Genomic DNA, 12,187 nt, shown 5'->3' on the forward strand with positions numbered 1-12,187 from the left:
TGGGCGAAATTCTGGAGGTGGCCGTTGAAGTAGGAGACAGCGAGTTCGGGGACGAAGGGGCCAGTCGCTGGCGTACAGCACGTGCCCCGGCTTGGCGAAGGCGCCGGTCATGCGGGTTCTTGTCCTTCTTCCTGTCGATGGGGCACGTCGGGGAGCCGTAGTAACCGGTCGGCTTGGCGGAGGACGCCCTCCAGGTACTGGCGTGTGGCGGCGGGATCGGCTGGTGCGTCCGGGTCGATGAGCATGCGGTACATCGCCGCACCGACGACCATGTCGATCACGGTGTCGAGGTCGGCGTCGGCGGCCAGCTGGCCGCTGCGGCGGGCGCGTTCCAGCGCGGCGTGGATCAGCCTGCGGCGGGGCTGGATGTACTGTTCGCGGTAGGTGGCCAGCAGCGACGGCTGGGTGACGCTGGAGCCGATGAGCTGGGCGAGGATCGCCCTGAAGCGGGCGTCGCCGAGGGTGTGCACCCAGGTGTCCATGAGCCGCTCGTCGACCGGCTGCGCCGCGGCATCGGTGGTGGCCCAGATGTCGGCCTCGGGGACGAGGGTGCGGGCCTGCTCGATCGCCTGGATGAGCAGTTCCTCCTTCGACGACCAGCGCCGGTAGACGGTCACCTTGGCCACGCCGGCGCGCTTGGCGATCTGCTCGAAGTTCGCGCCCTCCAGGCCGCGTTCCACGAACAGTTCCAGTGCCGCCTTCATGATCGCCTCGTCGGCATCGGGGTCGCGGGGTCTGCCCCGGGTGCGTCGTGTAGAGGTCATCGGAACTCCACCCGCCCCGATCCCGTGCCGGATGCCGGCGGTACGAAGTGGGGAATGTGCCCGGGCCGCAGTCGCCAGTCGGGGGTGAGGACGGCCTGCATGTGTCGGCGCAACTCCCGCAGCCCCTCCTTGCCGGGCGTCCCGTGGGCGAACGCGGAGGCGACCCGGTCGTATTGGTAGCGGGTGTTGTCGTGGGCGAACAGCGGCACGGTGCCGGGGTCGGAGGCCAGCAGATTCTGGATACGCTGGGCTGCCTCGATCTGGTGGATCGTATCGGCGCCACCGATGGTCGTCTGGCGTACCTGGCCTGTGGCCAGGTGGGGCAGCGTGTAGAGGGTGTCGCCCATGAACAGCACGCTGCAGGCGTCCATGCGCAGCAGCACGCACATGTGGCCGGGCGAGTGGCCGGGGGTGGGTAGCAGGATGAGGCTGCCGTCGCCGAAGTGGTCCTGGCTGTCGGGGAAGGCGCCGAAGGCGCCGGAGTCGAAGGCGGGGAAGGAGAGGTTGTCCTTGACCAGGTCGAAGGAGTACGGATACAGCACGCCGTGGTCCCAGTCACGGCGGTCCATCACCACCGTCGCCTGGGGCAGGTGGCGCAGCCCTCCCGCGTGGTCGTCGTGGACGTGGGTGAGGAACACGGTGTTGATCTCCTTGGCGTCGTAGCCGAGCCGGGCCAGGCGGACCCGCAGGTCCTGCTCGGGGGTCATCTGGTACTCGTCGCGCTGGGTCAGCAGGCGCGAGACCATGCGGTTGTGGTCGTAGTACCCGTCGTGATCGTGGGCCTGTTCCCAGTTGACGCCGGTGTCGACCAGCAGGAGGCCGTGCCGGGGGTGGTCGATGAGGTAGGCGTAGACGGGCACCGCGATCTGCGTCTTGTCGACCAGCGTGCGCACGTAGCCGTTCAGCCCCTCCCAGCCGTCCAGGCCGCCGTAGAACTGGCCGTAGGTGACGATGGTGTCGCCGGTGTGGATCGGGAACACCCGCACGGTGCCGTCGGTGATCCGCCGCCGCGCGTTCGGGGCGCGCACGGCCGCTTGCCGCTCCTGCTCGCCCCGCGCCAGCACTTCGCGGCGCTGCCGTTCCACCCAGCTGACCGACAGCCCGCTCAGCACGCCCAGCACCAGCCCGGCGCCGCCCGCCAGGAAGGCGCGCCTGGTATGCCGGGCGCCCCGGCCACCCGCCGCCCGGCGTCCGCGCAGGAGGGCGGCCGCCGCCCATGCCAGGCATCCCACAGCAGCCAGGGCGAGCAGCACCGGCAGGTCCGTGACGTAGTAGACGACCGCGAGGTAGAGCACCAGCGTGCCCAGGCCGACCGGAACCCCGATGACCATCAGTACCCGGCACCGCGTGGATAGCCGGCCGAGCACACCGGGCCACAGCAGCCCGACCACCAAGCCAACCAGCAGCAGCCCATAGGCCACCAGCACCGGCACCGGCACGTCCTTCAACCGCAGGACAACCAACCAGGCAGCGCCGACCGCGAGGGCGGTAACGATTAACCCGATCTTGCTCAGGGTCTTCAGCATCCGGCCACCTCATTTCGTAAACGCATACGGATGCGTTTGCATAATAGCGCGAGCCGTAATCACCTCGCGTCCCACCGCCAGGCCCGGGGACGTTTGATTCCGCAGCGGTTCCTGCCGCCGCGCCTTAGGCGCCCCGTCTCAGGTGAGCTTCGCTAAGCCCGGGGAGGTACCTCACTCCGCGGACGGCGTCACCCTCACCGAGCAACAGCAAGCCGTCCTGCGCTTGCTCGCCACCGGTGCGAAGGACTCCGCTATCGCACGTAGCCTGGGCGTTTCGATCCGTACGGTCACCCGCACAGTCGGCGAACTGACCAGGATCCTCGGCGCGACCAGCCGCTTCCAAGCCGGAGTGCGGGCAGCACGGCTCGGCTGGCTGGACTGAGCCGGACCACGAAGCAACACACCCTTGCCGTGCAGCTCGGCGTCGAGCCCCACTGGCCGGACCAGTACGCCCATGCCGTACGGCCGCGCACCAAGCGATAACCGCACAGCACCCGCGCTCGACGGAACCACTGCCAGAGATAGCCGAGTTCGCCCGACGTTCCCAAGATTTCGGTTATCTGCTCGCTCATGAGCCGCTGCTCGTCCTGGACGGTGTCGGGGCGGAGACGTATGTCTATTCCGGTCGGCGGCTATGTGTCGCGCATCCGCAGGAGCAGCCCACCGCCCAGGAGCGCCGCGGTGGCCCATGCGACGAGTACGCTCAAGCCGGCCCATGGGCTGAGGGGCAGGCCGGCGAGGTTGGTGGTGGCTTGGATGGCGAGCCCGGCGTTCATCGGGGAGATCTGCCAGAGAAGCCGCTGCCAGTCATCGTCGCCGATCATGAGGATGAGGGCGGGGAAGAGGTAGAGCAGACCGAGCACGACCCCGATGGCGGTGGCGGGGTCTCGTACGGCGGTGGCGACCCCCAGGCTGAACAGGGCTATCAGCGCCAGGTAGAGGACCGAGCCGACGGCGGCGCGCAGCATGGGACCGCTGGTGAGCATGAGCATTTCGGCGGTGAAGCCGTTGTCGAGCAGAATGCGTCGCGCGGCCAGCGCGGAGGCGAGCACGGCGACGCTCCCGGCGATCAGGGTCAAACCGACCAGAATGATCGCCTTGGCGGCCAGGACGCCGGTCCGGCGCGGCATGGCGGTCAGGGTGAGGCGGATCATGCCGCTGCTGTATTCGCCGCTGATCGCCAGGACGGCCAGGATGGCGACGGCCGCCTGGCTCACCTGGACCCCGAAGAGGCTTATCTTGGCGGGGTCGTAGCCGCAGCCTTCCGAGGCACAGGACACGACGGCGGATGCCGCGACGCTGACGGCGGCGGTCAGCACCACGATCGCGAGCAGCAGCCATCCGGTGCCGCCCAGGGTGCGGAGTTTCGTCCACTCCGCATGCAGGTGCTCTCTCATGCGCTCCTCCCGCGACTCCGGGAGACGTCCAGATGGGGATGTCTCATGCGTCCCTCCTACGCAGCTGGAAAACGGCCAGGCCGAGGGCGAGCGCGGTATAGCCGGCCAGTACGGCCAGGCCGGCCAACGGCGGCAGCGGGTAGAACCCGGCGATGGGCGCGTAGTGGCCGAGCACGTGCGCGTACTCCGGGATGCTCTGCTGCGTGGCGAAGCCGGCCGCGGGGGTGACGCGCAGCAGCCATCGCGCGGCGCTGTCGGGCAGGACCGAGGTGGTTGCGAGGACGTGCGGGACCACGATCACGGCGATGGCGGTGATGACCGCCGCGACGCTGCGCCGTAGCAGCGTGCCGAGGGCGAGGGCGAGTACGGCGGCCAGCGCGAACAGCGCCGCCATGCCGACCACGATGCGCACCTGGGTGAGCAGGGACACCGGGAGGACGGCGTTGCCGTTGTCGCGCAGAATCCGGCCGCCGATCGTGAACGTGATCGCGGTGGCAGGCAGGGCGGCGGCGAAGGTGACCAGGCCGAGCGCCAGGGCCTTGGCCGTCAGCATCCGGCCGCGGCGCGGGCCGGCCAGCAGGGTGAGGCGGATCAGGCCGTGCCGGTACTCGGTGGTGATGAACATGACCGCCACCACGATCACGAGGATCAGCCCGGTCAGCGCGCTGCTGAGGGGACGTTCGGCGGTCGGGCCCTCGATGGTCGGCGCGATGTCGCCGACGCCGGTGACGGAGAAGGCGCCGTCGGACTGGCTGGCGCGGCCCGGGTGGTGCTCCGACCCGTCGGGCGCGATGCTGACGCCGATGTCGTCGTCGCGCCACGCGCCGGACGCGTTGCCCTGGAGCGTGACCTGGTCGAACTCCCCGGTGGCCTCGGTGAAACGGGACGCCGCGATGGACCCGCCGAGGTCCCCCTGGGTGACTGTCAGATCCCCGGGGGACGTCGCGAACATTCCGATCTGGACGGTCTGCGGTAGTCCGGCGAGGGTTGCGGTGCCGATCTGGGTCCAGTTCGTGCCGTCGGCGGATTCGTATCCGGTGAGGGTGTCGCCGGCGCGAGTCAGCCGGAGCCAGCGCGGCGATTGCCTGGAGACGCCGCCCGGCCGGCCGGCCACGTCGTGGGTGAAGTTGTGCTGCATCCGCACCCCGTGCTCGCCGGTCATCATCATCGCCGCGTAGGCGGAGCCTTGCTTGGTGCTCTCCTTGATCATGACTCCGGCCTTGGCCCACGGGACGACGCCGGGAACCACGTTGCGCTGCCCTGGGGTGACGTCGGGCTTACGGATCTGGCCGGTCATGGAGGTGAGGCGGGCGGTGATGCTGCCGTCCCCCGCCAGCGGCCGGTGCACGAAGTAGAACTTGTCGTCCACCGCTTCACCGCCCGGACCCACCAGAGGTGGTGGACAGGCGACCTCGACCGGACCAGAACTGCACGAGCCGTGGTTGCTGGACGCGGACATCAGCCCGAGCAGCACGGTGACCAGCGCCGCCGCCGTCATCGCGACCACCCAGCCGCGTACCGTCCTGAACTTGATCCACTCGGCGCGCAGCAACCGCCCGAAGCCCTCGCGCCCGGCCTGCGGTTCCGAGCGGTGTGCGGAGCGTTGTGAAATGGCGCTCATCGTGCCGCTCCCCGGTATTCGACCGCATCGCCGGTGAGGTCCATGTAGGCCTGCTCCAGCGTCACCCGGTGCGTCGCCACCTCGGAGAACGGCACCCCGTTGGCGTTGAGTACCGCCACGATCCGCTCGGACGGCAGCCCTGAGACGACGATCGTGTCGGGATCGGTCACGGCCATCGTGGCGCCGGTGTGACCCAGCACCGACATCGCCTCGGAGCGCGCCGCCGTACGCAGTGTGACCTGGCCGCGGGAGGCGGTCGTGATGAGGTCGGCCACGCTGGTGTCGGCGATGACGCGGCCCTTGCCCACCACCACGAGATGGTCGGCGGTGTCCTCGAGTTCGCTCATCAGATGGCTGGACACCAGCACGGCCCGCCCCTCGCCGGCCAGGGCCCGGAGGAAGCCGCGCATCCACACGATGCCCTCGGGATCCAGGCCGTTGACCGGCTCGTCCAGCATGAGCACCGGCGGGTCCCCGAGCAGCGCGGCCGCGATGCCGAGCCGCTGGCGCATGCCCAGCGAGAAGCCGCCCGCCTTGCGCCGGCCCGCGGACTGCATCCCGACCTGTTCGAGCACCCCGTCAACCCGCCTGCCGTCCAGGCCCTGGGAGTGGGCCAGCCACAGCAGGTGGTTCCGCGCGGTGCGGCTGGGCTGAAGCGCGCCGGCGTCGAGCAACGCGCCGACGTGGGTGAGCGGGTTGCGCAGGCTGGTGTACGGCCGTCCGCCGATCAGCGCGTGGCCCTCGTCGGCCGCGTCCAGGCCGAGGATCACCCGCATCGTGGTGGACTTGCCCGCCCCGTTGGGGCCGACGAACCCGGTCACCTGGCCGGGCAGCACGGTGAACGACATGCCGTCCAGCGCCAGGGTCTGGCCGAACCGTTTGCGCAGCCCGTTGACTTCGATGGTTGCTTGCATGTGATCGGTTGTACGGACCCGGCCCTAACACGGGCCGAACAGAGGCTGTCACATCGCTGTTAGGTCCGGCACGGCATGCTGGAACCCATGCGAAAGTGGCGACGCCCGGCGCGCACCGTACGGCTGCGCTTCACCGTCTTGTACGGTGCCATGTTCCTGCTGTCCGCCGTCGGACTGCTGGTCATCATCAATCTCGTGGGCCTCGGAGGGATGCAGGTCACCCAATCCGCTCCTGTCGGGACCACGCCGGTCGAGCCGACCACGCTCGCCGCCGCCACCGATCGCATCACCTGGCTCCAGGCCCAGCTGGCGGACACCCACGCGGCCCAGTCACGCCAGCTTCTGATCGGCTCGGCGCTGGCACTCGCAGTCATGGCCGTGGTGTCGGTCGTCCTGGGCAGGGTCATCGCGGGCCGGGTGCTGCACCCGCTGCGGATGATCACCGCGGCCACCCGCCGGATCTCCGCCGACAACCTGCACGAGCGGCTGGCCGCACAGGGCCCGGCCGACGAGGTCAAAGATCTCGCCGACACCATCGACGAGCTGCTGGGACGACTGGAGAGCTCGTTCGCCGCACAACGCCGGTTCGTTGCCAACGCCTCCCACGAGCTCCGCACACCGCTGACCACCATGCGCGCGTCCCTGGACGTGGCCCTGGCCAAGCCGGAGCCCGTACCGGTGCAGACCGCCGCGCTGGCCGACCGGCTCCGCACCGAGCTCGACCAGGTCGACCGGCTACTCGAAGGTTTCCTCATGCTCGCCCGCACCCAGCACGGCGCCCTGGCCGACCGCACGACGCTCTCGCTCCGCCATCTGGCGACCGCCGCCCTGGACGCCCGGACCGCCGACCTCACCGCCGACAACCTCACCGCCCACAACCGCACCGTCCACTTCGCGGGCGCCGTCGACGACGGCGCGTGGACGCAGGGAAACCGGACGCTCCTCACCCGCATGATCGACAACGTCATCGACAACGCCATCACCCACAACCACGAAGGCGGTTGGATCCGTCTCGCCACCACCGCCGACGGCACGACTGCTCAGCTCGTCGTCGAGAGCGGCGGACGCGTCCTCGACCAAGAGCAGGTCGACCGGCTGGCGCAGCCCTTCCAGCGACTCGGCGCCGACCGCACCCACTCCGGCAACGGCTCCGGGCTCGGCCTTTCGATCGTCGCGGCCATCGCCGCCGCCCACGGCGGCACCCTCGACCTGCGGGCCCGGCCGGAAGGCGGCCTCCGCGTCGCCATCGCGCTGCCCCTGGCGGAGGTGCCGGCGGAGGTGCCGGCATGAGGGTGCTCGTGGTCGAGGACGCCCGCTCCCTCGCCGCCGTACTCGTCGAAGGTCTGAGCGATCAGGGCATGGCCGTGGACGTGGCGTACGACGGCCTGGAGGCCGCCGCCAAGTTGGACCTCAACGCCTACGACGTGGTCGTCCTCGACCGCGACCTGCCGGGCATCCACGGCGACGTCATCTGCCAGATGATCACTGAACGCGACGACCGCGTCATGGTCCTGATGCTGACCGCCTCCGACTCGCCCGTCGACCGAGTCACCGGCCTGACCCTGGGGGCCGACGACTACCTGGCCAAGCCCTTCCACTTCCCCGAGCTGGTGCTGCGCATCCGCTCGCTGGCCCGCCGCCAGCCCACCGCCCGGCCCCGCACGCTGCGCGCGGCCGGCATCGAGATCGACCCGCTGCGCCGCGCCGCCACCCGCGACGGCCGCCACCTGGATCTGTCGGTCAAGGAGTTCGCCCTGCTCGAAGCCCTCCTCCGCGCCGCCCCCGCCTTCCTCAGCGCCGAGGACCTGCTCGAACAGGTGTGGGACGAACACGCCAACCCCCTGACCAACACCGTCACGGTCACCATCGGCCGCCTCCGCCGCAAACTCGGCGAGCCCCCGGCCATCACGACCACGCCCGGGGTGGGGTACCGGATCACGGCCACGCCACCGCCACCCTCGCGCTGAACGGCAAGGTCGTCGTGTCACTCGACGTCGTGGGCCACCGCCGAGCCCGACGCGGGGCGATGCCGTACGGCGAGCGGGGTGATCAGCGGGTGGGCCGCGAACGGCGCCGAGCCGATCCTCAGGGAGGCGCCGCCCCCGGTGAGGGCCACGACATTCGCTCCGGCGCCCATGAGAGCGCCGTACGGCCGGCCGGCGTGCGGATCAGACGACGTCCGCGGTGAGCCGCTTGCGGAAGACCCAGTAGGTCCATGCCTGGTAGGCCAGGACGAACGGCAGGGCGATCAGGCCGATCCAGGTGAGCACCTGCATCGTGTAGGGGCCGGAGGCGGCCTCGGTCACGGTGAGGCCGGTCAGCGGTTCGGGCCACAGGCCGTCGAACAGCGCCGCCGTACCGAGCACGATCGCCGTGGCGGTCGCCGCGAACGCCCAGCCCTCGCGCCGCCGCCAGATCAGCGCGACCGCCGCCGCGACGGCGGCCATCGCGACCAGCGCCCCCGCCCACGCGAACGCGGTGCCTCCCTCGGGGACGCTCGACAGGGCGAGCACCCCGACCGGGACCGCGACCACGGAGGCGGCCAGCGCGGCGCGCCGTGCGGCCTGCCGTACCCGGCCGGTGGTCTTGAGGGACACGAAGACCGCGCCGTGCAGCAGGCACAGGGCCAGCGAGAACAGTCCGCCGATCACCGCGGCGACCGCGCTGTCCTTCAGCAGGTCGGCGAAGATCGCGCCCCACAGGAACGCGGGCAGCGCGCTGCCGATGCCGATGCCGAGGTCGCACAGGCGGCGTTCGCCGGCGTTTCGCACCTTGCCGCGCCACTCCAGGCCCACGCCCCGGATGATCAGGCCGACCAGGAGCAGCACGAGCGGCAGGTAGAACCGGCTGAGCATGCCCGCGTACCACGCGGGGAAGGCGGCGAACATCGCGCCGATCGCGGTGATCAGCCAGACCTCGTTGCCGTCCCAGACCGGGCCGATCGTGTTCAGGACCTGCTTGCGCTCCCCCTCGTTCCTGGCCAGTACGGGAGCCAGCAGGCCGACGCCGAAGTCGAAGCCCTCCAGCACGAAGTAACCGGTCCACAGGACGGCGATGAGGACGAACCAGACGGTGGTGAGTTCCATTTCTGCGCCCCGATCAGTACATGAGGGTGGGCTGGAGGACAGGGGCCTCGTCGTCGCCGGGCTGCGACTCGGCGGCGGGGACCTCGGGCCCGGCCTTGATGTAGTGGATGAGGAGTACGGCTTCGCCCACGGCCAGCGCGCCGTACAGGAGGGTGAAGACGGCGAGTGAGATCGCCACCTCGGCCAGGCTGACGCCGGGGGAGACGCTCGCGGCGGTGAGCAGTTCGCCCGCGACGGTCCACGGCTGGCGGCCGATCTCGCTGAGCAGCCAGCCCGCGATCATCGCCAGGGTGGGCAGCGGCAGCGCGAGCAGGCAGATCCGGGCGAACCAGGTGGGCAGCGGCCTGCGCCTCCTGGTCAGCCAGAGGCCGAGTACGGACAGGCCGATGGTCGCCAGCCCGAAGCCGACCATCACGCGGAAGGACCAGAAGACGACGGCCTGGTTCGGGCGGTAGTCGCCGGGCCCGAACTGCTTCTCGAACCGGGCCTGGAGGTCCTCGGTGCCCTGGATGACGGCGTTCGGATCGTTGGTGGCCAGGAAGCTGAGCAGGTAGGGGATCTCCACGCCGGGGAGGGGGGAGAACGGCGCGCTGCTCTCGTCGTGCTGGAGACCCTCGGCGGAGGCGAGCTTCATGGGCTGCTGCTCGTGGAGCAGTTTGGCCGACATGTCGCCGGTGCCCGCGACGACGGCTCCCGCGATGGCGGTCATGACGAGGGCGGCGCGCAGGCTGGTGCGCCACATCGCCGGGTCCCCGGTGCTCGCCTTCGCGTTCGCTGGGGTCGTCGTGCTCGTGTCAGGGACGGGGACGGCCGGCACCGCGCGGCGCTCGTGCAGGATGCGGTACGCGCTGACGGCGATCACGAAGCCGCCGGCGACCACGAACGCGGCCCCGACCACGTGCGGGACCTGGGCGATCGCGGTGGAGTTGGTCAGCACGGCCCAGATGTCGGTCATCCTGGCTCGGCCGTCCTCGACGACGTAGCCGACGGGGTGCTTCATCCAGGCGTTCGCAGCAAGGATGAAATATGCCGACAAGTTGGAGCCGATGGCCGCCGCCCAGATGGTGGCGAGATGGACCCGCTTGGGCAACCGGTCCCAGCCGAAGATCCACAGTCCCAGGAAGGTGGACTCGAGGAAGAACGCCAGCAACGCCTCCATGGCCAGCGGCGCGCCGAACACGTCGCCGACGAACGTGGAGTACTCACTCCAGTTCATCCCGAACTGGAACTCCTGCACGATCCCCGTCACCACGCCCATCGCGAAGTTGATCAGGAACAGCTTCCCGAAGAACTTGGTGAGCGTGAGGTAGTGCTCCTTGCCGGTGCGATGCCAGGCGGTCTGCAGCCCGGCGACGAAGATCCCCAGGCCGATCGTCAGCGGTACGAACAGAAAGTGGTAGACGGTGGTGATGCCGAACTGCCACCGCGCCAGGTCGAGTGCTTCCATCTTCCCCTCACGGGATGCTGAGCTCTACGGCTTGTAGTTCTACTCCTAGTAGTACTACAGGCTGTAGAGCAAATGGCGGGGATGGAGCGGTCGATGGCTGCGATCTTCGTCACACGGCTTCGCCGTACAGGTGCGGGCCGCGCGTCCCCGCGACCCCCACCTGGTCTTCCCCTGTCATCCCTTCACGGAATGGGGACTTCGGCCCGGGCTCGGTTCCAGGCGAGGGTGGCGGGGATGGCTGCCGCGATCCCCGCGACGCCCGCGATCGCCAGCCCGTTGGCGGGGCCGGCCCACTCCGCGAGCAGGCCGCCGAGGAGGATGCCCAGACCTTGGACGGCGACCAGCGCCGAGGAGGCCAGGCCGATCGCCTGACCCCGCCGGTCCGGCGGCAGGATCCGGACGAACTCCGCGTTCGCCATCACCTGGTAGGAGGTGAGCGCCCCGGAGACCGTCCACAGCACGAGCAGGACCACGAAGCCGGGCTGTAGCAGGCTCGCGGCGAGGGGCACGCTCGCCGCGATCGCCATCGGGCCCATGAGCCGCAACCGGGAGTCGAGCGGCACGTATCGCGTCAGCAGGAACACGCCGAGCACGTTGCCCACCGCGACGACCGCCATCAGCACTCCGGCCTCGGTCGTGCCCAGCCCCAGGGAGGCGGCGTACGGCACCGCGATTCCTTCGGGGATCACATGGAAGGCGGACATCAGGGCCAGCACGAGCAGGCTGCGGAGCGTCGCCGTACCCGTGACCAACCGCAGTCCGCCACCGGTGGAGGCGAGCCAGGAGCCCCCCTCGTCCTGCCTGCCCGACGCGGGGCGACGCCGTACGGCGAGCGTGGTGATCAGTGCGCAGGCGGCGAACGTCGCCGCGTCGATCACCAGGGAGACGCCGGGCCCGGTGAGGGCCACGATGAGCCCTCCTCCCGCGAACCCGATGAGCGTCATGAGCTGGCTCGTCAGGTGGTTGACCGCCACGCCGGTCGGGTAGGCGTCGGCGGGCAGGATGTCCGGGAGCATCGCGATGCGGGCGGCCCGTGCCGGCGATTCGAGCAGTTGCGACGCGAAGACCAGCGCGCACAGCACCGGCAGCGGCACGTCGGGGATGGCGACCAGGGCGATGAGGACCGTCCTGACCAGATCGCAGGAGATCATCACCTCGCGCCGCGGGTAGCGGTCGGCGAGCCAGCCGAGCAGCGGCCCGCCGAGCAGGGCGGGCACCAGGGTCAGGGCGTAGACGACGGCGGTCAGCGCGGCGGAACCGGTGCGCTGGTAGGCGATGACGGCCAGCGCCACGCGAGCCAGTTGGTCACCCGCTCGGGAGAGGAGGGCGCCCATCCACAACCCGCGGAACTCCGCGTAGCCGAACACCTGCCGGAACCCCGCGCCATGGCCGCGTCGCCGCATCGTGCCCTCTCTTCGCATAGCCGATGGCG

12 protein-coding genes are annotated in these 12,187 nt (G+C 70.3%); 3 read left to right on the top strand and 9 right to left on the bottom strand.

Going from position 1 to position 12,187, the window contains the following annotated elements; translation table 11 throughout:
- Window positions 1-107 precede the first annotated feature (107 nt).
- On the bottom strand, window positions 108-764 hold the full coding sequence (locus MBA17_RS12385) for a TetR/AcrR family transcriptional regulator (protein ID WP_238496542.1): 657 nt from the start codon (window positions 762-764) through the stop codon (window positions 108-110).
- Window positions 761-2,290, bottom strand: coding sequence for an N-acyl homoserine lactonase family protein (locus tag MBA17_RS12390; protein ID WP_238496543.1), 1,530 nt, complete (start codon window positions 2,288-2,290; stop codon window positions 761-763). Before MBA17_RS12390 ends, MBA17_RS12385 begins: the two co-directional genes overlap by 4 nt.
- Window positions 2,291-2,432: 142 nt before the next feature.
- On the opposite strand from MBA17_RS12390, the gene MBA17_RS12395 reads away from it, so the two are divergent.
- Entirely contained in the window at window positions 2,433-2,672 is a 240-nt protein-coding gene (locus tag MBA17_RS12395) for a response regulator transcription factor (RefSeq protein WP_238496544.1), read from the top strand.
- A 250-nt stretch (window positions 2,673-2,922) separates the two neighbouring features.
- Here MBA17_RS12395 and MBA17_RS12400 read toward each other — a convergent pair whose 3' ends face one another.
- Genes MBA17_RS12400 through MBA17_RS12410 form a run of 3 tightly spaced genes read right to left on the bottom strand, consistent with a single transcriptional unit; the run spans window position 2,923 to window position 6,222 of the window.
- Window positions 2,923-3,687, bottom strand: a complete 765-nt coding sequence (locus tag MBA17_RS12400; protein WP_238496545.1) for an ABC transporter permease — start codon at window positions 3,685-3,687, stop codon at window positions 2,923-2,925.
- A gap of 43 nt (window positions 3,688-3,730) precedes the next feature.
- The gene (locus MBA17_RS12405) at window positions 3,731-5,308 is read right to left on the bottom strand and encodes a DUF1349 domain-containing protein (protein WP_238496546.1); all 1,578 of its coding nucleotides are present in this window, start codon (window positions 5,306-5,308) and stop codon (window positions 3,731-3,733) included.
- Window positions 5,305-6,222, bottom strand: a complete 918-nt coding sequence (locus MBA17_RS12410) for an ATP-binding cassette domain-containing protein (protein WP_238496547.1) — start codon at window positions 6,220-6,222, stop codon at window positions 5,305-5,307. The genes MBA17_RS12405 and MBA17_RS12410 overlap by 4 nt, the downstream gene beginning before the upstream one ends.
- A gap of 87 nt (window positions 6,223-6,309) precedes the next feature.
- Between MBA17_RS12410 and MBA17_RS12415 the strand changes: the two genes are divergently transcribed.
- Both MBA17_RS12415 and MBA17_RS12420 read left to right on the top strand, forming a co-directional pair.
- Window positions 6,310-7,512: a sensor histidine kinase gene (locus MBA17_RS12415; RefSeq protein ID WP_238496548.1), complete on the top strand. Its 1,203-nt coding sequence runs from the start codon at window positions 6,310-6,312 to the stop codon at window positions 7,510-7,512.
- The gene (locus MBA17_RS12420; RefSeq protein ID WP_238496549.1) at window positions 7,509-8,189 is read left to right on the top strand and encodes a response regulator transcription factor; all 681 of its coding nucleotides are present in this window, start codon (window positions 7,509-7,511) and stop codon (window positions 8,187-8,189) included. Before MBA17_RS12415 ends, MBA17_RS12420 begins: the two co-directional genes overlap by 4 nt.
- Window positions 8,190-8,206: 17 nt before the next feature.
- Here MBA17_RS12420 and MBA17_RS12425 read toward each other — a convergent pair whose 3' ends face one another.
- The 4 genes from MBA17_RS12425 to MBA17_RS12440 all read right to left on the bottom strand — a co-directional run bounded on the left by MBA17_RS12425 (window position 8,207) and on the right by MBA17_RS12440 (window position 12,158).
- Complete coding sequence (locus MBA17_RS12425; protein WP_238496550.1) at window positions 8,207-8,359, bottom strand: hypothetical protein; 153 nt, start codon at window positions 8,357-8,359, stop codon at window positions 8,207-8,209.
- A gap of 31 nt (window positions 8,360-8,390) precedes the next feature.
- Window positions 8,391-9,308: a cytochrome d ubiquinol oxidase subunit II gene (cydB, locus tag MBA17_RS12430; RefSeq protein WP_238496551.1), complete on the bottom strand. Its 918-nt coding sequence runs from the start codon at window positions 9,306-9,308 to the stop codon at window positions 8,391-8,393.
- A gap of 13 nt (window positions 9,309-9,321) precedes the next feature.
- A complete protein-coding gene (locus MBA17_RS12435; RefSeq protein WP_238496552.1) occupies window positions 9,322-10,755 on the bottom strand; it encodes a cytochrome ubiquinol oxidase subunit I in 1,434 nt (477 codons plus the stop codon).
- Window positions 10,756-10,937: 182 nt separating this feature from the next.
- A complete protein-coding gene (locus MBA17_RS12440; RefSeq protein WP_238496553.1) occupies window positions 10,938-12,158 on the bottom strand; it encodes an MFS transporter in 1,221 nt (406 codons plus the stop codon).
- Between the last annotated feature and the right edge of the window lie 29 nt (window positions 12,159-12,187).

Origin of the sequence: Dolomitihabitans soli (genome assembly GCF_022213955.1) — a bacterium.
Lineage (GTDB): Bacteria > Actinomycetota > Actinomycetes > Streptosporangiales > Streptosporangiaceae > Streptosporangium_A > Streptosporangium_A soli.

What these genes read in the sequence shown, in the direction of transcription:
- MBA17_RS12385 (WP_238496542.1), bottom strand. Translation starts at nt 764, where the DNA reads ATGACCTCTACACGACGCACCCGGGGCAGACCCCGCGACCCCGATGCC.
- MBA17_RS12390 (WP_238496543.1), bottom strand. Translation starts at nt 2,290, where the DNA reads ATGCTGAAGACCCTGAGCAAGATCGGGTTAATCGTTACCGCCCTCGCG.
- MBA17_RS12400 (WP_238496545.1), bottom strand. Translation starts at nt 3,687, where the DNA reads ATGAGAGAGCACCTGCATGCGGAGTGGACGAAACTCCGCACCCTGGGC.
- MBA17_RS12405 (WP_238496546.1), bottom strand. Translation starts at nt 5,308, where the DNA reads ATGAGCGCCATTTCACAACGCTCCGCACACCGCTCGGAACCGCAGGCC.
- MBA17_RS12410 (WP_238496547.1), bottom strand. Translation starts at nt 6,222, where the DNA reads ATGCAAGCAACCATCGAAGTCAACGGGCTGCGCAAACGGTTCGGCCAG.
- MBA17_RS12415 (WP_238496548.1), top strand. Translation starts at nt 6,310, where the DNA reads ATGCGAAAGTGGCGACGCCCGGCGCGCACCGTACGGCTGCGCTTCACC.
- MBA17_RS12420 (WP_238496549.1), top strand. Translation starts at nt 7,509, where the DNA reads ATGAGGGTGCTCGTGGTCGAGGACGCCCGCTCCCTCGCCGCCGTACTC.
- MBA17_RS12425 (WP_238496550.1), bottom strand. Translation starts at nt 8,359, where the DNA reads ATGGGCGCCGGAGCGAATGTCGTGGCCCTCACCGGGGGCGGCGCCTCC.
- cydB (WP_238496551.1), bottom strand. Translation starts at nt 9,308, where the DNA reads ATGGAACTCACCACCGTCTGGTTCGTCCTCATCGCCGTCCTGTGGACC.
- MBA17_RS12435 (WP_238496552.1), bottom strand. Translation starts at nt 10,755, where the DNA reads ATGGAAGCACTCGACCTGGCGCGGTGGCAGTTCGGCATCACCACCGTC.
- MBA17_RS12440 (WP_238496553.1), bottom strand. Translation starts at nt 12,158, where the DNA reads ATGCGGCGACGCGGCCATGGCGCGGGGTTCCGGCAGGTGTTCGGCTAC.